This window comes from Novosphingobium sp. TCA1 (assembly GCF_009811895.1).
Lineage (GTDB): Bacteria > Pseudomonadota > Alphaproteobacteria > Sphingomonadales > Sphingomonadaceae > Novosphingobium > Novosphingobium panipatense_A.
The window spans coordinates 256,481-277,222 of sequence record NZ_BLJH01000002.1; the positions used below are offsets into that span (position 1 = coordinate 256,481).

The following is a 20,742-nucleotide window of genomic DNA, read 5'->3' on the forward strand; positions in this document are numbered from 1 at the left end:
CCCGCCGTAACGCGCGGGGCATGACCGTAACGCGCTTCGCTCCTTCGCCCACCGGGCATCTCCACGTCGGCAATATCCGCACGGCGCTGCACAACTGGCTGCTGGCCAAAAAGGCGGGCGGCACGTTCCTGCTGCGTATTGACGATACCGACGCGGCGCGCTCCAAGGAGGAATATGTCGAGGGCATCCATGCCGACCTCGCCTGGCTCGGCATCGCATGGAGCGGGGAGGAGCGGCAGTCCGCCCGTTTCGCGCTCTACGAACGCGAATTCGAGCGCCTGAAAGCGGCGGGCCGCGTCTATCCCTGCTGGGAAACGCCGCAGGAACTGGAACTCAAGCGCAAGGTCCTGCTCGGGCGCGGGCTGCCGCCAATTTACGATCGCGGCGCGCTGAAGCTGACCGAAGCGGAAAAGGCCGCGAAGATCGCCGCCGGAGACCTGCCGCACTGGCGCTTCCTGCTCGATCATGACGAGCCGATCACCTGGGAAGATGGCATTCGCGGTCCCCAGAAGTTCGACCCGGCCCAGATCAGCGACCCGGTGATTCGCCGTGCCGACGGCTCGTGGCTCTACATGCTGCCCTCGGCCATCGACGACGTGGACATGGGCGTCACGCAGATCCTGCGCGGAGAAGACCACGTTTCCAACACCGCCGCCCAGGTGCAGATGTTCACCGCGCTCGGCGCGCGGGTGCCTGCTTTCGCGCACGAGGCGCTGCTGGTCGGCACCGAGGGCAAGCTTTCCAAGCGTCTCGGCTCGCTGGGCGTCGCGCATTTTCGCGAGATCGGCATAGAGCCGCAGGCCGTGGTCGCGCTGCTTGGGCGTCTCGGCACCAGCGATCCGGTCGATCCCGCGCTCGATGCCGAAGCGCTGGCGGCGGCCTTCGATCTCTCCCGCTTCGGCCGCGCGCCCGCCCGCTTCGACGAGGCGGAACTGGAACGCGTCAATGCCGCCGTGGTCCACGCCCTGCCGTTCGAGGCGGTCTCCGGCCGCCTGCCCGATGAAATGGACGCGGGTGCCTGGGAGACGATCCGCCCAAACCTTTCGCACGTCCACGAAGCGCACGACTGGTGGCGCGTGGTCATCGGTCCGATCGAGGCACCGGCTCAGGCCGACGAAGACAGGGCCTATCTGGCGCAGGCGGCTGAAGTTCTCGCCGCGCTCGCATGGAACCCGGACGTGTGGAAGGCGCTGACCGGCGCGCTCAAGGAAGCGACCGGCCGCAAGGGCAAGGCCCTGTTCCTGCCGCTGCGTCTGGCGCTGACGGGAATGGAGCACGGGCCGGACATGGGCGCTCTGCTGCCGCTGATTGGGCGGGATGAGGCTCTGGCGCGGCTACGTTCGGCGGTTTGAGGTTGGTGGCCTGCGCCAGTCTGGCGCAGGCCACCAACGCACCCTGATTTCGTCATTGCGCGCGTAGCGAAGCAATCCAGAGCGCCGTAATCCGCTCTGGATTGCCTGGTGGCGGGTTACTCCATGAACCACCCGTGGCTCGCGATAAGCGACTGTCCGGTCAGCGCATTGGTCTCGAAGCCGGCGAAGAACAGCGCCACTTCTGCGATGTCGTCGACGGTGGTGAATTCGCCGTCCACGGTCTGGCCCAGCATCACCCGGCTCACCACTTCATCCTCGGAAATGCCCAGTTCCTTGGCCTGTTCGGGGATCTGCTTGTCCACCAGCGGGGTGCGCACGAAGCCGGGGCAGATGACGTTGCTGCGCACGCCCTTCTTGCCGCCTTCCTTGGCGATCACGCGGCTGAGGCCGAGCAGGCCGTGCTTGGCGGTGACATAGGCCGACTTGAGCGGGCTGGCCTCCTTCGAATGGACAGAGCCCATGAAGATGATCGAGCCGGACTTCTGCGCATACATGTGCGGCAGCACCGCCTTGGAGGTGAGGAAAGCGCCGTCGAGGTGGATGGCGAGCATCTTCTTCCAGTCGGAATAGGCGAAATTCTCGACCGGGTTGACGATCTGGATACCGGCGTTGGAGACGAGCACGTCCACGGTGCCCCAGGCCTCGACCACGGCCGCGACGCCCGCGTTCACCTGATCCTCGCTGGTTACGTCCATGGCCACGGCCAGGGCTTCGGTGCCGTACTTGGACTTGATATCGTCGGCGGCCTTCTGCGCGGCTTCGAGGTTGAGGTCGGCAATCGCCACCTTGCCGCCTGCCGATGCGTATTTGTGAGCGATGGCATTGCCGATACCGCTGGCAGCGCCGGTGACGATGCAGGACTTGTCCTTGAGCTTCATGGATCGTCTCTCCTCGGAAATTCTCTTCAGTGTCCGTTGCGGGGGCGGTCGGCCGAAAGGTCGAACGTCATGATCTCGTCGGGTTGCAGGCTGCGGCCGGCCCAGTCCGGCTTTTCCAGCGACCAGCAGGCATCGGCCTTGCCCGCCGCCCAGTGCTCGGTCACCGTCATCCGCGAGAATTCGTAGTCTTTCGACATGGTTTCATAGCCGCGCGGGCGGTTGATGAGGTGCATCACCGCGACCGCGCCGGCCGGGCGGCAGCCCAGCAGATGGTGCAGGTCGGGATCGTCCCGGAGTTCCGGCGGCAGCTTGTGGGCAAGCCGCTGGGCGGCGGCGCGCATCTTCTGGAGCTGCTTCGAAAGGTCGGTGTTCATGCGCGTGCGGCTGGAGAAGCGGATGTCCTTCTCGCGCTGGGCGATATCGGCCATGGTGCGGGGAACGGCGCCGCGAGAGGGGAACAGGTCCACCTGGAACACGGTCATCTCGCAGGGGGACCGGTTGTCGAGCACATATTGCAGCGGCGTGTTGGAAACGAGGCCGCCGTCCCAGTACCACTCGCCGTCGATCGCCACCGGCGGGAAGCCGGGGGGCAGGGCGCCGCTGGCCATGACATGCTCGGGGCCGATCCTGCGCTCGCTCCTGTTGTCGAAGTAGGCGAAGTTGCCGGTCATCATGTTGACCGCGCCGACCGAGAAGCGGGTTTCGCCGTGGTTGATCCGGTCGAAATCGATGAGATCGAGCAGCGTCTGCCGCAGCGGCGTGGTGTCGTAGAAGCTCAGGCGCTCGATCTCGCTCGGCCATTCGGGCAGCGGCGTCGGCAGGCGCGGGGTGAAGAAGCCGGGAATGCCGAAAGTGGCGGCCCATGCGGCGGACGTCTCGTTGAAGGCGCGGCGAGCGAAGCCGTTGCCGACGTCGAGGCGATAGAGCAGTTCCTGGCTCACGCCGTCCCAGAACTTGCGAAGGTGCTTCACCCGCTCGCCCGGCGCATTTCCGGCGATGATCGCGGCATTGATGGCTCCGATCGAGATGCCCGCCACCCAGTCCGGCACATGGCCCGCCTCGCTCAGGGCTTCGTAGACGCCGGCCTGATAGGCGCCTAGCGCGCCGCCACCCTGCAGCACCAGCACCGACTGGTGACAGCCCAGTTGGTTGGTCAACTGGTCGGAAGAAACATCGAGAGAAGCGGCGGTCTTGCTGTCATTCATGGGCAGAGTCCTGCGCATGGGGATGTTGCGATGCAACAAGTGGGCCTCTTGGCGCGCGCTTTCAACACCTTGTCGGGCAAGATTTTGCCGAGGCTGCCCTTGTGCTCTCTCCCGGCGTCATCCTGAACTTGGTTCAGGATCCATTTCTGACCATCGACGGCGGCCTGTTCGGCAAGATGGATCCTGAGCCGAAGGCCAGCGAAGCTAAACAAGTTCAGGATGACGGGGTGGGAGCTTGCGAGGTTTGCGTGGAGGGTCTGGCCGCCAATCCCTGTCACGCCGCCACTTCGGTCAGGCTTCCCTCGCTGGCCGCTTCCAGCAGGCGGCGTTCCAGCGCCTTGATGCGGCTGGCGGACGTCAGCTTTTCGCCCAGAAGGTCGGTGACGTAGAAAGTGTCGGCCGCGCGCTCGCCGTAAGTGGCGATATGGGCGGAGTGGACCATGAGCTTCGATTCGAACAGGGCATGGGCCAGCCTGTTGAGCAGGGCCGGACGGTCGCGGGCATTGACTTCGACCACGGTGAGGCGGTTCGAGGCCTTGTTGTCCACGAGCACGCGCGGGCGCACGTCGAAGGCGTCTGCGCGGGGCCGGGCGTCCGGGCGGGCGACGAGCTGCGGCAGTATCTTGATGCGGTTGGCCAGCGCGTTCTCGATCGAGGAGCGCAGGCGCGCGAGCTGGGTTTCCTCCATGAAGGGGCGCCCGAGCGGGTCCTGCACCAGGAAATTGTCCACTGCGCGCCCGGTGCGGGTAGTGTGGATGCGCGCGTCGATGATGTTGCCGCCCGCCAGATGGATGCCGCCCGCGATGCGGTAGAACAGGCCGGGATGGTCCGAGGCGATGACGGTGACCAGCGTGGCCCCGCGCGCCGGGTAGTATTCGGTCGCGATCGACAGCGGATCGTTCTCGGAGCCGCGGAACTGCGCGAGGTTCTTGGCGATCACGTCTTCCGGTTCGGCGATCCAGTAGGCGTCGGCGAACTGGCCGCCGATGGCTTCCACCAGTTCGGCGTTCTCGGGGGCGTCGGCCTCGACCCGGGCCTTCTTCGCGGCGACGCGCTTCTCGCGGCCGAATTCGACGTGGCCCAGACGCAGGCGCTCTTCGGTAGCGCCGTAGAGTTCGCCGATAAGCTGGCGCTTCCACGAATTCCAGGTGCCGGGGCCGACCGCGCGGATATCGACGATGGTGAGCAGGGTCAGCTGGCGCAGACGGTCCACCGATTGCACGAGTTCGACGAAATCGGTGATCGTCTTGGCATCGGACAAGTCGCGCTTGAAGGCGGTGGCCGAGAGCACGAGGTGGTGCAGCACCAGCCAGGAGACCAGCTCGGTCTCCTCCTCGTCCAGGCCGAAACGCGGGCAGAGCTTGAGGGCGATCTCGGCGCCGATCTCGGAATGGTCGCCGCCGCGGCCCTTGGCGATGTCGTGGAGCAGGACGGCCGCATAGAGCGCGCGGCGCGAGCGGACCTTGTGGATGATCTCGTGGCTGAGCGGATGGTCCTGCTTCAGCTCGCCCTTTTCGATCCGGGAGAGCAGGCCGATGGCGCGGATGGTGTGTTCGTCCACCGTGTAGTGGTGGTACATGTCGAACTGCATCTGCGCGTTGACGCGGCCGAATTCGGTGACGAAACGGCCGAACACGCCCGCCTCGTTGAACGAACGCAGCGCCACTTCGGGATTGTTGCGGCTGGTGAGCAGTTCCATGAACAGCTCGTTGGCGCGCGGATCGCGGCGCACCTCCTCGCGGATCAGCGCGGCATCGCGCGAGACCAGGCGCATGGTCTCGGGGTGGATTTCCAGCCCCTCGCGGTCGGCGATGACGAAGATCTCGATCAGGCGCACCGGATCGGCCTCGAACCAGGTCTCGCCGGGGGCCATGATGCGGCCGCCGAAGACCTTGTAGCCCCGGACCGAGCGCGGCCGGGCACGGAAGCCCGCCAGCAGCCCGCGCGGCTGGCGCTTGGCGAACTGGTCGTCGAGCTGGGCGAGGAATACGCCGGTGAGGGTGCCGACCATCTTCGCCTGGAGGAAGAACATCTGCATGAACCGCTCGACCGCGCTCTTTCCGGGGCGGTCGGAATAGTTCATCCGCGCCGCCACTTCGCGCTGGAGGTCGAAAGTCAGGCGGTCCTCGGCGCGGCGGGTGATGGTGTGGAGGTGGCAGCGCACCGCCCAGAAGAAGTTCTCGGCCCGGCGGAAGGCACGGTATTCCTTGTGGGTGAGCAGGCCCACGTCCACCAGTTCGCTGGGATCGCGCACCTTGTGGATATATTTGCCGATCCAGTAGAGCGTGTGGAGGTCGCGCAGGCCGCCCTTGCCTTCCTTCACATTGGGTTCGACCACATAGCGGCTGTCGCCCATGCGCTTGTGGCGTTCCTCGCGCTCGGCCAGCTTCTCGACCACGAACTGGCGCTCGGTTCCGGCGACCACGTCCTTCCAGAAGCGGGCGCGCACTTCCTCGTAGAGATCCTGGTCGCCCCAGACATAGCGGCCTTCCAGCATGGCGGTGCGGATCGTCAGGTCCGATCGGCTCATGCGCACCATGTCATCCACCGAGCGGCTGGAATGGCCGATCTTGAGACCCAGGTCCCAGAGGAAATAGAGCATCGCCTCGATCACCTGCTCGCACCAGGCGGTCTGCTTGATCGGGGTGAGGAAGGCGAGATCGACGTCCGAATGAGGCGCCATCTCGCCCCGGCCGTAGCCGCCCACGGCGATGATCGAGAGGCGTTCGCCCTTCGAACGGTTCATCGCCGGATAGACGTGGGTGGAGACGTGATCGTGGATCACGCGCAGCAACTGGTCCACCAGATAGGCCTGCGCCTCGGCCACTTCGTGCCCGGCGGAAGGCTTTTCCACGAGGCGGCGGGCGATTTCGGCCCGGCCCTGTTCCAGCGCCTCGCGCAGGCGTTCGACCACCTGCTTGCGGCCCTTGGCATGGCCGGTTTCGGCAACGACGGCTTCGATGGCCTCGACCAGCGCGCGGCGGTCGATCACGGAACGGGGCGAAGGGATGCGGATCACGCTCATGTCCGCCGATATCTAGACATTCAACGGCTTGAGGGAAACAGCAACCGAGCGCGGCGCGCGCGATTTTGCCGACCTGCCGGAAAATCCGGCCTACCATCGCCCTGCAGGCTATGCCAGAAGGCCGCAAACCACCGCTGAAAAGCATTCGTCGCGCCGTCCGGCCCGGCGACCTTACGAGATTTACGAGGTCGAGCACTTGTCCCTGACAGCACTTGCCGCAGCCGCCGCCGAGGCGCATCAGCCGATCTATTGGGTCGACCTCGGCCTCAAGAACTACCTGTTCCGCATCGGCAGCTTCGAGCTGCGCTGGTATTCGCTGGCCTATCTGGCGGGCATCATGCTCGGCTACTGGCATCTGACGCGCATGATCAAGGCGCCCGGCGCGCCGCTCGCGCAGCGTCATGCCGACGACCTGTTCTTCTACTGCACGATCGGCATCATCCTGGGCGGCCGCCTTGGCTATGCGACCTTCTATACGGGCGGCGATACCGGCATTCCCAGCCTCTGGACCGATCCGGCCGCGCTGCTTTCGCTCTGGCACGGCGGCATGAGCTTCCACGGCGGGCTGATCGGTGTGCTGCTGGCGATGGCCTGGGTTTCCTGGCGCGGCAATCTCGATTTCCTGCGCGTGGCCGACTACATTTCGGTCTGCGTTCCCTTCGGCATGCTGTTCGGCCGCCTTGCCAACTTCGTGAACGGCGAGCTCTGGGGCCGGGTGGTCACCAACCCGAACCTGCCCTGGGCCATGGTCTTCCCCGATGCCGGGCCCTTGCCGCGCCATCCCAGCCAGCTTTACGAAGCGGGTCTGGAAGGCCTGCTGATGATCGTGGTGATGCTCACGCTGTTCTGGAAGACCCGGGCGCGCTTCCGTCCGGGCCTGCTGGTCGGCGTCTTCACCGCCGGCATCGCCTGCGCGCGCTTTACCGTGGAGTTCTTCCGCGAGCCCGACGCCCAGCTTCAGGACTTCGCCGCGCGCACCGGCCTGTCGATGGGGCAGTGGCTGACGATCCCGCTGATCATGCTCGGCCTGCTGCTGGTTGCCCGCGCATTGACCAAGCCCGCGCTCGCCACCGTGCGTCCGATCACGGCCTGAGACGATGTCCGATGCCGAGCCGCTCTCGGCCGTGTTCCAGCGGTTGATCGCCAATTACGGCCCGATTTCGCTGCTGCACTACATGGGGGAATCGAACGCCCGCTACTATGCGGACAAGGACCCGCTGGGATCGGCGGGCGATTTCATCACGGCGCCGGAAATCAGCCAGATCTTCGGCGAACTGCTGGGGCTCTGGCTGGCCGACATCTGGATGCGGGCGGGCAGTCCGGCGCCTGTCCACTATGTCGAGATGGGGCCGGGGCGCGGCACGCTGGCCCGCGACGCCTTGCGCACGATGAAGCGGGTCGGGCTCGATCCGCACGTTCATTTCGTCGAGGGCTCGCAGGCGCTCAGGGCGCTCCAGGCCCAGGCCGTGCCGCAGGCGCAGTGGCATCACGATCTCGGCAGCGTTCCCACCGATGCGCCGCTGCTGGTGGTGGGCAACGAGTTCCTCGATGCGCTGCCGGTGCGGCAGCTGGTGAAGACCCCGGGCGGCTGGCGCGAACGCATGGTGGACTGGGCGGAAGACCGTTTTCGCCCCGTGGCCGGGGACAAGCCGATGGATGCGGCGGTGCCGGATGCGCTGAAGCAGGCCGAGGAAGGCACCCTGCTGGAAACCTGCCCCGGCGCGGCGGCGGTCATGCACGAGCTTGCCGCAAGGCTGGCGGCGCAGGGCGGCGCGGCGCTGCTGATCGACTATGGCTATGCCGCGCCGCAGACCGGCTCCACCCTGCAGGCGCTGCGGGCGCATACCAAGGTCGATCCTTTCGCCATGCCGGGCGAGGCGGACCTCACCTGCCTCGTCGACTTCGCGATCCTGGCCGAGATCGCCGCGAGCGAAGGCGCGAAATGGCAGGGCACGGTGACGCAGGGCGATTTCCTGCGGGCGCTGGGCATAGACATGCGCGCGGCCAGACTGGCCGAAGCGGCGCCGCATCATGCCGATACTATCTGGCGGGCAAAGGATCGGCTTATCAACGACGATCAGATGGGAACCCTGTTCAAGGTCATGGGCGTGACCGGGCCGGACTGGCCGCAAGGCGCTGGGTTCTGAGGGATTAACAGGGGGTAGAATGAGCGAAGCAGCGGTAGCGCCGCCGGGGGGCGGGGCGACGAGAGGTTTGACGGCGCAGGACCTTCGCGGGCCGGACCGGCTGGAGCGCGCGCTCGGGCTGCTGGCGCTGGTCATGCTCGGTTTCATCCTTGTGGCCCTGGTGCGGGGCATGGACGAATGGGCGCGCGTGCCGCGGGTCGTCTGGATCCACCTTGCCACCATTCTCGTGGCGCTGGTGCTGACGCCGGTGCTGCTCTGGCGCCGACGCGGCGACAGGCGCCACCGGGTCTATGGCTATGCCTGGAGCGCGGCGATGATGCTGACCGCGCTGGACAGTCTCTTCGTCCACATGGGCGGGCCGGGACGCTTCAGCCTGATCCATGTCCTCTCGCTGTTCACGCTGGTCATGGTGCCGGTGCTGGTGCTGGCGGCGCGGCGGCACAATGCCGCCCGGCACCGCCGCACCGTGCGGGGGCTCATCATCGGCGCGCTGCTGATCGCCGGTTTCTTCACGTTCCCGTTCAACCGCCTGCTCGGGCACTGGCTGTTCGGCTGATCAGCGCGTTTCGGGCGTTCGGTCTTCCTGCGGCACCTGGCGTACCGGCACGGCGCCGAGCCAGTCTTCCATCGCGTCGAGGTCGATGGCGCCGTGGACGCGGTCGGTTCCCTGGATGAAACCGCTGAAGCCGTCGCCGCCTTCGGCCAGGAAGTTCACCACGCTGACGCGGTAGGTCCTGGCCGGGTCGAGTGGCTTTCCGCCCAGCGTAATCGCGGTGATCCGTGCGCCCGAGGGGCGGCGCATGTCGAAAGCCACGCGCATGCCCTCGCTCGGCGCCAGCATCTGCTTGTCGCCGCTGTCGTCCAGCCCCTGCTCCAGGGTGGTGCGGATCTGCGCGCCGGTCAGCGACATCGTGACGATCTCGTTGTTGAACGGCTCGACCGCGTAGATCTGCCCGAACGTCACGGTGCCGTCCGCTGCCGGTATCAGCGAGGTGCGGATGCCGTAGGGATTGAGGAAGGCGATCTCTGCCCCTGCCTTGCGGCTGGCGGCAAGCTGCGAATCCGCGATCAGGTTGCCCAGTTCGCCGCCCTTGCCGACGCCCTTTTCCTCCACTTTGCCCGCCGGGCCGGAGAGCTTGCCCACCGGCCGCGCGACGAGATGCAGCGAGGCGTCCTTGTAGCGCTGGACATAGGCGGCCACGTCCGCGCGCGGCTGGAACTGCGGGAAGGCGGGCTGGTTCGGCACTTCGCCCTTGGCCGACCTGTAGGCGGGCGACTGGACGATCAGGTTGCTGGCCTGCTTGCCCAGCAGCCTGTGCGTCGCCGGATCAAACCTGAGCGTGATGTCGGTGACGAGCTTGCCATAGACGCCGGCACTGGTCAGCAGGATCGGGCCTGCCTGCGGATTTTCGGTATAGTTGCAGACGTAGGCCCAGTGGGTGTGGCCCGAGACCACCACGTCGACGCCGGGGTTCAGGCGGGCGAGGATCGGCTGGATGTCGCCCACCGCCTGGTCGCAGCCGTTGGGATCGGCGGCACCGTTGGTGCGCAGACCCTGATGGATCAGCACGACCACGGCATCGGCGCCCGCGGCTTTCAACTGCGGCACGGCGCGGTTGATCGTCTCCGCCTCGTCCGCGAACTTCAGGCCCGCAACCCGGTCCGGCGCCACGAGGGTGGGCACGCTGCTCAGCGAGAGGCCGACGAAGCCGATCGTGATCCGGTCCTTGCCGGTGCCGAAGGTCTTGAGCCCGGTGCCGGGGAACAGCGGCGTACCGTCGGCCAGCGTGGTGCTGGCGGCGAGATATTTGTAGCGGGCGCCCTTGAACGCTTCGAGCTGGCAGGGCTGACCGCGCGTGTTCTTCTCGCAGCCGCCGTTCTGGAGACGGCGCAGTTCCTGCCAGCCCCGGTCGAACTCGTGGTTGCCTACCGCGTTGAACTCCACGCCGACGCGGTTCATCACGCCCACCGCCGGTTCGTCGAGATAGAGCGAGGAGGCAAGCTGCGAGGCGCTCGTCAGGTCGCCCGCCGCCACCACGACATTGTTGGCATGCCGCGCCTTCAGCGAGTCCACCGCCGAAGCCAGCCAGGCCCCGCCGCCCGCCGGAACCGCGACTTCGCCGCCGTGCCCGTCCGGCGTCTCCACCGACTGGCTGGGCGGTTCGAGCGCGCCGTGGAAGTCGTTGATCGCGATTACGCCGACTTCGATGGGCGCGCTTGCCTGCTGGGAGATCGGCGTCGTCGCGCAGCCCGCGAGGAGGGCAGCCAGAAGCGAGGTGGAAAGCAGCGGCAGACCGCGATGGAGAGGGAGAGTCATGGCCCGCGTCCTATCGGATCATTGCGCGGTGCGGCAACGATTTTTCGCGGGTTGGGAGGCGTAAGGTGACACTTTGCTTGACACGGTTGACACGGTCCAGGGGATAAAAAAGCTGTCGCCTTGTGGCGGGTGCATCATGCTTCGGGCGGGTGAGGGCGTGGCTGGCGCGGGGCATGGGGAAGAGGATATCGCGCGGCAGTGCTTGTAGGAAAGCGGACTTTCCCGGCCGTCATCGAGAATGTTTCGCGCAAAGGCGCAACGAGATCGTACTCGAGTCTCAGCCAACACCTCCACCCGCTCAGGCTGAGCCTGTCGAAGCCCCTCGCGGCGTGGCGCCACAAGCCAGCTGGCTGACCAATGCCCAATCTCCAGCCATCATCGCTTCCTTCTTGGCACGGCTCCACCCCTTTAGCTTGCGCTCCGCCGCGAAGGCATCATCGCGGGTCTGGAAGTCTTGTGCCCACAGGAAAGTGACCGGCAGGCGCCGGGACGTGTAACCCTGGATCATGCCGCTCCCGTGCTCGGCAATGCGGCGTTCGAGGTCATCGGTATGGCCGACGTAGTAGGTGCCGTCCCGGCAGCGCAGAATGTAAGTGTGGAACGCCATCGGGCTATTGGTCTGGCGTTGCGGGCGGGCTTCGACAAGCTCAGCCTGAGCGGGGTGGGGTTAAAACCCGGCAAGGGTGGGCTGGCCCGGTGAGGGGGCGGTTCCGCGCTTACGCAATTCGAGCCGCTGGGGAATGCATGGATCTGCTAGCAGTTAATCCACAAGCGGACCGACAGCTGTCGCCAGTATGGCTGACCTTCCAACCCGAGGTTAGGTGAGATAGTCTAGCACAATGTCCAGCGTCGTTTCAGCCAGTCGATCTCGAACGAGTAACGCTAAGCGGAAAGCGAAGGTCGTTCAGCAAGTTCCCTGTGTCGAGCGCCAGGTTGGGCCAGACAATCACGTCTTCGGGCAGCGTGAGGTCGCCAAACAGCTTGCTCTGAGGAAGTACCGCGAGGCGATGTCCAAACGTAAAGGCTAGAAGCCTAACACACCAAGCAGGCCAACATAGCCGACATTGCGCCGTTCCTTCCCCTCGCTATGTAAAGTTGAATGATGGCTTCCTTGTCAAAATCCCAGCGTAAAGCACTCCGTGACGCGACGAAGGATGGGCCTACTCCCGCGAAGCAAGCCATTGTCCATGTCGCGAAATGCCTATGGCCCTACGCCTGTTTCATTTGCCGCAAATCGTGGAAGCGTTCTGCCGAAACAGGAGGGAAATGTCCTGAATGTTCTGGTGAACTTCACTGGATGGGGCGCGCTTTTAAAGTGCCGAAGAAGGCGGATGCAGAGCAGTGGGCTAAAGTCGGCGCTCTCTGGAATGCTGGTTTTCGGTTTCCTAGTCATGAACGGTGGAGGGATTTGGAACCATATCCCGAGCGCCTAAGAGAAGTGGCGGATTTTATTCGACGAAATCGGGAGTACCCGTTTCGCGTAAAACCGTAACGTCCGCTCACCCGCAATTTGAACCGTAAGGCCGCTCGCTGGAAGCTGACCTCACCACCCGCTCAGGCTGAGCCTGTCGAAGCCCCCCGAGACCCAGCGCAAGGCCCGGTATCCTTCGGCAAACTCACGAAAAGCGGGGATAGAGAACCACCCCGCCCCCCATCAATCCGCGTCGTCCTCCAGCGCATGCATGTCGTCGTCCGACAGGCCGAAGTGGTGGCCGACCTCGTGGACCACGACGTGGGTGACGAGGTCTTCCAGCGTCACGTCCGTCTCGCACCACTCGGCGAGAAGGGGCTGGCGGTAGAGGGTGATGCGCGGCCGGAACTCGCCTGCCACCCAGACCGATTCCTCGTCGAGCGGGCGGCCGTGGTAGAGGCCGGTCAGTTCCCAGGCGTCTTCCAGGCCGACCGCGCGCAGGGTTTCCGCGTCGGCGAATTCCTCGACGTGGACGGTCACGCCGACGAGGTGCTGCGCGAAAGGTTCGGGAATGCGCACGAAGGCAGCGTGGGCGAGGGCCTCGAACACGTCCGGGCCGGGGGCATTGCCGAAACGGGTCATATCGGGGTTACTCCTGGGGTGCGTCCGGGGCGACGATGCGGGCGATCCCGGCGGCGGTGGAGGGGTGGTAGGTGGGCTTGGCCTCCGCGAAGAAGTCTCGCGCCTTGCTGGAGCCCCAGTCGCCCTGCTTCATCAGGCCCTTGTAGAGCGGATAGACCAGCAGCCCGCGCCCGATCCGCGAGAGATAGGCGCGCAAGTAGGGCACCGCCGGATCGTAACGGTTGGCGATGGCGAGTTCGAACCAGGCGGACTGGATATAGGCATTGCCCGAGGCCGAGAGGCCCAGCGCCGTGTCCAGTTCCTTGAGGCGCGCGGGCGTCTGCTGCCGGTCGATGCCGTTCAGGAAGCGCAGCCATTCCTGCGTGGTCCAGCCCTGCGGCTGCACCGCGCCGGCCGGGCCGCCCGCGTTGAAGGCGGAAAGCTTCGCGTCGACTTTCGCCAGTGTGGCGCTGTGAACGCGAACGGCATTGTCCGGCAGGCCCGCGCCGTAGGACCAGCGGTCCAGCTGGAGTTTGAGTTCCAGGTCCGGCTGACCTTTCAGCAGGCGTTCGCGCAAGTCGGCAAGGAAACCGGCGGTGGTCTGCGGCTGGAAGGCGTGGCGATCGAAGTAGGAGGTGAGATAGGCGTCCCACTTCGAGCGGCCCACGGTATATTCGATCATGCGCAGGAAGTTGGAGCCCTTGGTATAGTCCACCTCGCCCGCGCCGGGTTCGCCGTTCAGGCGCGTGGCGGCGCCGGTCTGGCCGCCGCCCGCGGCGATCTCGCGCTGGAGCACGTCCCAGTCGAGATCGGCATAAGTCGCGGCCTGCTCCTTGCCGTAGAGCGACTCCATGATGCGGTTCTCGAAGTAAGTGGTGAAGCCCTCGTTCAGCCAGGTGTCCGACCAGGTGGCATTGGTGACGAGGTTGCCCGACCAGGAATGCGCCAGTTCATGCGCGACGACATCGGTGTTCGAACGATCGCCGGTGACGATGGTCGGCGTCAGGAAGGTCAGCATCGGGTTTTCCATGCCGCCGTACGGGAAGGCGGGTGGCAGCACGAGCATGTCGTAGCGGCCCCAGCGATAGGGGCCGTAGAGCTTGCTGGCGGCGTCGATCATCTTTTCGACATCGACGAATTCCTTCGCCGCCTTGTCCAGCATCGGTGCCTCGGTCCAGACGCCCGAGCGAGGGCCGAGCGACTTGAACTTCAGGTCGCCCACCGCAAAGGCGATCAGGTAGGGCGGCACCGGCTTGTCCATGCGGAAGCGGAACTGGCGGCGGCCGTCGGGCAGGGCCTCGCCCTTGTTGCCGGAGAGCTTTTCGGCGCTCATCACGGCAACCATGTCGCCCGGCACGCGCAGGGTGGCTTCCCAGGTCTGGCGAATGCCGGGGCTGTCCTGCGTGGGGACCCAGGAACGGTTGAGGATCGCCTGGCCCTGGCTGAACAGGAAGGGCTTCTTCTTGCCGAAGGTCATTTCCGGCGGCAGCCATTGCAGCGCGGTGGCGCCGGGCCGGGCACGGTAGGCGATCCTGATCTTCGCCGCTCCGGCCAACTCGACGGTGAGGGCCGAGCCGATATCGGCGTTGGCGGTATCCTTCGGGCCGATCGACCACTTCAGCGGCTTGCCCGAGGCGTCGGTGACGGCGGAGACGTCCATGTCGTTGACGTCGAGCACGACTTCCTTCGCGCCCGGTGCCGCAAGGATGTCGAGCACGGCACTGCCGCCCAGCGTCTTCGCCGCGAAATCGACGTCGAGATCGAGGGCGACATGGGTGACGCGGGCCACTTGCGGCTGGGCATGGGTCCAGACGTCCCGCGCATCGGGCGTGGTCAGGATCGGCGCGGGCGTTCCGGTAGCGGTTCCGGTGCCGGTCTGGGCAAGTGCGGGGGCGGCGGTACCGGCAAGCAGCGCGGCGGCAAGGAGTATACGCATGGGCGCGGGTTATGGTCACGCCCAAGGCGCCGCGCAAGCATGAGGTTATAGCCTTGTTTGGAAATCCGCCGCAGGCGGATTTCGGCGGCACCGGCCCTCTCCCCCACCCGACCTCCCATCGGCAGTATACTTAAGTGGGAGGTCGGGTGGGGGCGTGGGCCGGTGCCGCCTCGAAAATGCCTTCAGGCATTTTCCAGACATTCGCTCAAAGCTTCTTGAGCACGCCTGTCACGGGAATGGCGATGCTCGATCCGCCAGTCACGGGATTGCCGTCGAAGCTGGCCTGGGTGCCGTCCTCGGCTGCGACGCTCACGGTCCCGCCTGCGGCCGTGAAGGTCAGGGTGCCGCCGCCGAGCGTGGGGATTTCGACTTTGCCGTCCTTACTCGCCTTGATGGCGGCGGCGATGTCTTGCGGTGTCATGTAGCCGGTCAGCATGTGGTCCTTGATCAGCGCGGCCAGCGCGGCGTGATCGTCGGCCTCGGTGAGCGCCTTGGCGGGATCGCCTAGCCTGGCGAAGGCATCGTCTTCGGGGGCGATCAGGGTATAGGCGGCCTTCTCGCGAAAGACCCCCTCGATCCCGGTTTCCTTGAGCGCTTCGGCCACGGTCTGGAGGCCGGCGGTATTGTCCAGCGCCTGGGGCAGGGTCTCGATCGTGGTGGCGGCGGTTGTCGTCGTGCCCTTATCGCTGCCGTCAGGAGTGCTGTCCTGCGCCGAGCAGGCGGCCAGACAGCAGGCCAGCAGGCCGATGACGAGACGTTCCTTGCGCATCAATTCCCTCCTTCGGCGCCGTTCAGGCGAGCAGTTCGATCGCCGCCCGAACGAGGCGGGTGGCGGGATCGAGCTGGTAGATATAGCCGTCGCTGTAGCGGTAGAGCGCGTCCGGCCCGTCCCGGTACTCGTCGCGGTAGGCGGTCGGCAGGTTGTAGACGTCGTAGCCCGCGGGCATGGTCCGGCCGATCGCTATGTCGTTGCCCAGCAGCAGCGCGGCGATGCCGGTGATCGCCGCGTCGGCGGCATTCACGCGGTAGATCGCATTGTCGTAGAAGCGATAGGCGCCGTCCCCGCCGAGGCCGTAGTAGCCCGTGTAGTAACCGGGCAGGGCGACCGGCCGGTAAGTCCCCGGCCAGGCCCGGCCGACGGAGAGCGCGCCGCCGAGCAGGGGAATATAGCCGACGACGCCGTTGCCGACATCTCCGCCGCCATCAGCGTGGCTTTCGGCGCCGAGGCGCAGCAGGTAGCCGTCGGCGTAGCGGTAGCGGGTATCGTCGGCGAAATCGCGGGCGAACCAGCCCGGATCGTGCCAGGCCTTCTCGGGCGGATGCGTGCGGGCCGGGATCGTGCAGCCCTGGTACTTGTCCGCGATTCCTGCCGGGCAGCCGGTGAGTGCGGCGCCGGTAAGCGAGGGGGTGCGCGCGGCAGGCGCATGGGCCTGGGTGATCACGCGCACGCGATCGCTGGTGGGGACGCGGAAATCCTTGCCGCGCGAGTCCCTGTATTCGCTCTCACGGGGGCCTTCGGCGGGCTTGGGCGCGGGTAGGGGCCGGTTGCGCTGTGCTTCGGGGGACGGGCGGGGCCGATCACCTTCGCGTTCGCCTTCGGGAGACTTGCGCCCCTCATCCCGTGTCCGGCGCGCGGCGTCCTGCTGGTTCTGCTCGCGCTGCGCGGTCACGGGGTTCTGGGCCTCGGGGTGGGGCGTGACGGCGTCTCGCTCTCGTTCGGCACCGGACGGGGAAGGCCCTTCGCGCCGCGCCTGTTCGGCATGCTGGCGCTCGGCGGAAGGCGGTGACGTTCGCGCTTCGGGATGGTCTCTGGGTGGCCCCTGCTCGGGAGGCGCGGCGGCGAGCGGGAGGGCGTGGAGCGAAGCGAGCATGGCCAGAGCGGCGCCCGTCAGCAAGGACCGACTCCCGAAGAGGCAGCGCTGGCCGAAAAGGCAGGGCTGGCCGAAAGGCAGGGCTGGAATGGTGCGGTCGCTCGGCATCGCTGCTTCTCCTTTTGGGGGCGCAACGCGGCGGGATGATAGCTGTTCCGCAGGGGATTGTCGCCAATGGTCGCGGCGGATGGTCGCGGTCCCGGAGCGAACCGGCTGAAACGTGCCACGAAAACGGGGCGGCAACGAAAAGGGCGCCCGGATCGCTCCGGGCGCCCCACTCGGCGAACTGATGCTCCTTCCGCGCCATTCCCGAAGGAAGGGGGAAGGAAGCGCGGATCAGGCGCTGTAGTACATGTCGAACTCGACGGCCGACGGCGTGGTTTCCCAGCGCAGCACTTCGGGCCACTTCAGTTCGAGATAGGCTTCGATCTGGTCTTCGGTGAACACGCCGCCTTCGAGAAGGAAGGCATGGTCGGCCTGGAGCGAATCGAGCGCTTCACGCAGCGAACCGCAGACGGTCGGCACTTCGGCGAGTTCGGCCGGGGGCAGATCGTAGAGGTTCTTGTCCATGGCTTCGCCCGGATGGATCTTGTTCTTGATGCCATCGAGGCCGGCCATGAGCAGCGCGGCGTAGCAGAGGTAGGGGTTGGCCATCGCGTCGGGGAAGCGGAATTCCACGCGCTTCGCCTTGTCGCCCGCACCGTAGGGGATGCGGCACGAGGCCGAGCGGTTGCGGGCCGAGTAGGCCAGCAGGACCGGGGCTTCGTAGCCCGGCACCAGGCGCTTGTAGCTGTTGGTGGTCGGGTTGGTGAAGGCGTTCAGGGCCTTGGCATGCTTGATGACGCCGCCGATGAAGTAGAGGCAGGTGTCCGACAGGCCGGCATATCCGTTACCGGCGAAGAGGGGCTTGCCCGCTTCCCAGATCGAGATGTGCGTGTGCATGCCCGAGCCGTTGTCCTTCATGATCGGCTTCGGCATGAACGTGGCGGTCTTGCCGTAAGCCTGTGCGACCATGTGGACGACGTACTTGTAGATCTGCATGCGGTCGGCGGTGGTGACCAGCGTGCCGAAGGTCAGGCCGAGTTCGTGCTGGGCAGCGGCCACTTCGTGGTGGTGCTTGTCGCAGGGCAGGCCCATTTCGAGCATGGTGGTGACCATCTCGCCGCGGATGTCCACGGCCGAGTCGACCGGAGCGACCGGGAAGTAGCCGCCCTTGGCGCGGGGACGGTGGGCAAGGTTGCCGGTGTCGTATTCGCGGTTCGAGTTGCCGGGCAGCTCGATGTCGTCGATCTTGAAGCCGTTGCCTTCATAGCCGTCGTAGAACTTCACGTCGTCGAACATGAAGAATTCGGCTTCGGGGCCGACGTAGACGGTGTCGCCGAAACCGGCCGACTTGACGAAGGCCTCGGCGCGCTTCGCGGTCGAGCGCGGGTCGCGGGCGTAGAGGTCGCCGGTCGAGGGTTCCACGATGTCGCAGAACAGGATGAGCATCGGAGTGGCCGAGAACGGATCGACGTAGACCGCGTCGAGATCCGGCTTCAGGATCATGTCCGACTCGTTGATGGCCTTCCAGCCTTCGATCGACGAACCGTCGAACATCAGGCCGTCTTCCAGCTCGTCCTCGCCGAGGATCGAAGCGACCATGGTGAGGTGCTGCCACTTGCCCTTCGGGTCGGTGAAACGCAGGTCAACCCACTCGATCTCTTCGTCCTTGATGCGCTTGAGGACGTCCTTTGCACTCGCCATTAGAGTAGTCTCCAGTGATGCTCTTCCGATCCCGAAAGAGGCTTTGATGTTTCTTTGTTCGGGAAATCCGGCCCCCCGCCGGTCCTTCCCGCTCCGGCTTTTCGGGGGATGGTAACCCCCGTTGCCCTACCCCCAGGGATATTACCGCTTCGATATTACAGGGCGTCGTCGTCCCGCTCGCCGGTGCGGATGCGCACGGCGGTTTCCACGGGAACCACGAAGATCTTGCCGTCACCGATGCGTCCGGTCTGGGCGGCGTCGGCGATGGCTTCCACCACGCGTTCGGCCAGGGCGTCGGGAACGACGACTTCCAGCTTCACCTTGGGCAGGAAATCCACGACGTATTCGGCGCCGCGATAGAGCTCGGTATGGCCCTTCTGGCGCCCGAAACCCTTGGCCTCGGTCACGGTGATGCCCGAGACGCCAACTTCGTGCAGTGCTTCCTTCACTTCGTCGAGCTTGAACGGCTTGATGATAGCTTCGATCTTTTTCACGCCTGTGTTGACCCCTGCATGGTCCCGGATCTTTTTCCGAAGACAGTTCCGGTCCGGGAACCAGATGCCTCGCGCGCGACTCCCATCAAGAATCGTGCCAATGCGGATGGCCCTCTCGTAGGCCAAGTGTGCAGCCGCGAAAAGACCGTATTCTTAGCTTTCGACACCCCGAATGCACTGAGTCATGCAGGTGATGCCCCGGTTGGCGACATTATGTGTTCAAGATTCGAGCACACCCTGCCTTAAAATTGTGCATGGGGGTGTCGGAGGTCTTGGAGAACCGACCACCTGACGAAGGAGGGGCGAGTTTGGAAATGCCATAAGCCAATGCAAGAAGGCGCCGGAAACCGCTTGGTCTCCGGCGCCTGCTTGCATTGGCGAAATGTGGGTGCGGTTACAGTCTCAGCTTTACAGTCTCAGGCCGGCAGTCTCGGGAAGACCGGCCATGAGATTGAGGTTCTGCACCGCAGCGCCGCTGGCGCCCTTGCCCAGGTTGTCGAGCATGGCGACAAGGCGGGCCTGCGAACCGTCTTCGGCGCCAAGCACGCGCAAGGTGAGCGTGTCGACCGGGTCCATCGACGCACGCAGCAGCAGTTCGTCGGGCCGGTCATCCACGACCGTGACGATCTCGCTGCCCGCGTAGAATGCGGCCAGCGCGGCGCGCAGCGCAGCCGGGTCGCCCGCTTTCGGCATCATCGAAAGGTGCAGCGGCACTTCCACCAGCATGCCGCGATGGGCAGGCACCACGGCCGGGGCGAAGATCGGTGCATGGGCAAGGCCGACATGCGCGGTCATTTCCGGCACATGCTTGTGGCCGAGCGCCAGGCCATAGGCGCGGAAGGCGATGTCCCGGTCTTCCTCGAAGCGGCCGATCAGCGCCTTGCCGCCGCCCGAATAGCCGGAAACGGCGTGGCAGACGTAGGGCCAGTCGGCAGGCAGCAGGCCTGCCCTGACCAGCGGCGCGACAAGGGCGATGAAACCGGTGGGATAGCAGCCGGGATTACTGACGAAGCGCGCGGCGGCGATTGTCTCGCGGCCCACCACTTCGGGGAAGCCGTAGGCCCATTCCGGCGCCACGCGGTGCGCGGAGGAGGCATCGATCACGCGGGTGGTATCGTTGCGGATCATGCCCACGGCGGCCTTCGCGGCGTCGTCCGGCAGGCAGAGGATCACGAAATCGGCCGCGTTCAGGGCTTCGGCGCGGGCGCTGTCGTCCTTGCGGCGGGCATCGTCGAGGACGATCAGCTCGAATTCGGCGCGTCCGGCAAGCCGTTCGGCGATTTCCAGGCCGGTGGTGCCGGCGGCGCCGTCGATGAAGACCGTCTTCGTCATCAGTCCTGTGCCTCCAGAGCGTCCAGCGCGACATAGCCGACATGGCCGTCTTCGCCCAGCTGGCCCCAGGCCCAGTTGCCCGCGATATCCAGCACGTTGAAGATCTCGCCGGCGGGAAGTTCGCGAATCGGGTCGGCATCGGCCCGGCTCATCACCCGCAGTACGGCGCCCGGCGCGATCCGGCGCGGCATCGGCACGGCATAGTGCGGCACGAAGTAGAGACCGGCCAGCTTGATGTGCGCCAGGTCGCCGCGCACGGGAAGGCATCCGGGATCCGCGGTCACGCTCGGCCCGGTCATGGCAAGCAGTCCATCGATCCGGGGAGGGCGGGTATAGGAATCCTCAGTGGCCAACGCGGGTGCTACTCCAAATGCAAAGATGCGCGC

At 65.9% G+C, this 20,742-nt stretch carries 17 protein-coding genes; 4 read left to right on the forward strand and 13 right to left on the reverse strand.

Annotated elements, in window-relative coordinates; translation table 11 throughout:
* The first annotated feature begins 20 nt into the window (after nucleotides 1-20).
* Nucleotides 21-1,352 carry a glutamate--tRNA ligase gene (gene gltX, locus NTCA1_RS04550; RefSeq protein WP_159828774.1) on the forward strand — a complete coding sequence of 444 codons (1,332 nt, stop codon included), beginning with the start codon at nucleotides 21-23 and terminating at the stop codon, nucleotides 1,350-1,352.
* 116 nt (nucleotides 1,353-1,468) lie between these two features.
* On the opposite strand, the gene NTCA1_RS04555 is transcribed toward gltX, so the two are convergent.
* The 3 genes from NTCA1_RS04555 to NTCA1_RS04565 form a co-directional block, all read right to left on the reverse strand.
* A complete protein-coding gene (locus NTCA1_RS04555; RefSeq protein ID WP_159828777.1) occupies nucleotides 1,469-2,251 on the reverse strand; it encodes a 3-hydroxybutyrate dehydrogenase in 783 nt (260 codons plus the stop codon).
* A gap of 26 nt (nucleotides 2,252-2,277) precedes the next feature.
* A complete protein-coding gene (locus tag NTCA1_RS04560; protein WP_159828780.1) occupies nucleotides 2,278-3,456 on the reverse strand; it encodes a patatin-like phospholipase family protein in 1,179 nt (392 codons plus the stop codon).
* Between the two features lie 274 nt (nucleotides 3,457-3,730).
* The gene (locus NTCA1_RS04565; protein WP_086492344.1) at nucleotides 3,731-6,481 is read right to left on the reverse strand and encodes a [protein-PII] uridylyltransferase; all 2,751 of its coding nucleotides are present in this window, start codon (nucleotides 6,479-6,481) and stop codon (nucleotides 3,731-3,733) included.
* 196 nt (nucleotides 6,482-6,677) lie between these two features.
* Between NTCA1_RS04565 and lgt the strand changes: the two genes are divergently transcribed.
* The 3 genes from lgt to NTCA1_RS04580 are packed head-to-tail and all read left to right on the forward strand — an operon-like array spanning nucleotide 6,678 to nucleotide 9,184.
* A complete protein-coding gene (gene lgt, locus NTCA1_RS04570) occupies nucleotides 6,678-7,574 on the forward strand; it encodes a prolipoprotein diacylglyceryl transferase (RefSeq protein WP_159828988.1) in 897 nt (298 codons plus the stop codon).
* Between the two features lie 4 nt (nucleotides 7,575-7,578).
* On the forward strand, nucleotides 7,579-8,628 hold the full coding sequence (locus NTCA1_RS04575) for a class I SAM-dependent methyltransferase (RefSeq protein ID WP_159828783.1): 1,050 nt from the start codon (nucleotides 7,579-7,581) through the stop codon (nucleotides 8,626-8,628).
* Nucleotides 8,629-8,647: 19 nt separating this feature from the next.
* A complete protein-coding gene (locus tag NTCA1_RS04580) occupies nucleotides 8,648-9,184 on the forward strand; it encodes a DUF2306 domain-containing protein (RefSeq protein WP_159828786.1) in 537 nt (178 codons plus the stop codon).
* On the opposite strand, the gene NTCA1_RS04585 is transcribed toward NTCA1_RS04580, so the two are convergent.
* The 10 genes from NTCA1_RS04585 to NTCA1_RS04630 all read right to left on the reverse strand — a co-directional run bounded on the left by NTCA1_RS04585 (nucleotide 9,185) and on the right by NTCA1_RS04630 (nucleotide 20,655).
* The gene (locus tag NTCA1_RS04585; protein WP_159828789.1) at nucleotides 9,185-10,945 is read right to left on the reverse strand and encodes a bifunctional UDP-sugar hydrolase/5'-nucleotidase; all 1,761 of its coding nucleotides are present in this window, start codon (nucleotides 10,943-10,945) and stop codon (nucleotides 9,185-9,187) included.
* 298 nt (nucleotides 10,946-11,243) lie between these two features.
* A complete protein-coding gene (locus NTCA1_RS04590) occupies nucleotides 11,244-11,552 on the reverse strand; it encodes a GIY-YIG nuclease family protein (protein WP_159828792.1) in 309 nt (102 codons plus the stop codon).
* Nucleotides 11,553-12,599: 1,047 nt separating this feature from the next.
* Complete coding sequence (locus NTCA1_RS04595) at nucleotides 12,600-12,998, reverse strand: metallopeptidase family protein (RefSeq protein WP_159828795.1); 399 nt, start codon at nucleotides 12,996-12,998, stop codon at nucleotides 12,600-12,602.
* A 7-nt stretch (nucleotides 12,999-13,005) separates the two neighbouring features.
* Nucleotides 13,006-14,913 (reverse strand): M1 family metallopeptidase, encoded by a 1,908-nt coding sequence (locus NTCA1_RS04600; RefSeq protein WP_159828798.1) that lies wholly within the window; start codon nucleotides 14,911-14,913, stop codon nucleotides 13,006-13,008.
* Between the two features lie 205 nt (nucleotides 14,914-15,118).
* The gene (locus tag NTCA1_RS04605; protein ID WP_159828801.1) at nucleotides 15,119-15,682 is read right to left on the reverse strand and encodes a fasciclin domain-containing protein; all 564 of its coding nucleotides are present in this window, start codon (nucleotides 15,680-15,682) and stop codon (nucleotides 15,119-15,121) included.
* A gap of 22 nt (nucleotides 15,683-15,704) precedes the next feature.
* Complete coding sequence (locus tag NTCA1_RS04610; protein ID WP_159828804.1) at nucleotides 15,705-16,892, reverse strand: hypothetical protein; 1,188 nt, start codon at nucleotides 16,890-16,892, stop codon at nucleotides 15,705-15,707.
* Nucleotides 16,893-17,120: 228 nt separating this feature from the next.
* Nucleotides 17,121-18,530, reverse strand: coding sequence for a type I glutamate--ammonia ligase (gene glnA, locus NTCA1_RS04615; RefSeq protein WP_086492335.1), 1,410 nt, complete (start codon nucleotides 18,528-18,530; stop codon nucleotides 17,121-17,123).
* 155 nt (nucleotides 18,531-18,685) lie between these two features.
* Nucleotides 18,686-19,024: a P-II family nitrogen regulator gene (locus NTCA1_RS04620; RefSeq protein ID WP_008832116.1), complete on the reverse strand. Its 339-nt coding sequence runs from the start codon at nucleotides 19,022-19,024 to the stop codon at nucleotides 18,686-18,688.
* 408 nt (nucleotides 19,025-19,432) lie between these two features.
* Complete coding sequence (gene argC / locus NTCA1_RS04625; RefSeq protein WP_159828807.1) at nucleotides 19,433-20,356, reverse strand: N-acetyl-gamma-glutamyl-phosphate reductase; 924 nt, start codon at nucleotides 20,354-20,356, stop codon at nucleotides 19,433-19,435.
* Nucleotides 20,356-20,655, reverse strand: a complete 300-nt coding sequence (locus tag NTCA1_RS04630; protein WP_086492446.1) for a hypothetical protein — start codon at nucleotides 20,653-20,655, stop codon at nucleotides 20,356-20,358. The genes argC and NTCA1_RS04630 overlap by 1 nt, the downstream gene beginning before the upstream one ends.
* Nucleotides 20,656-20,742 lie beyond the last annotated feature (87 nt).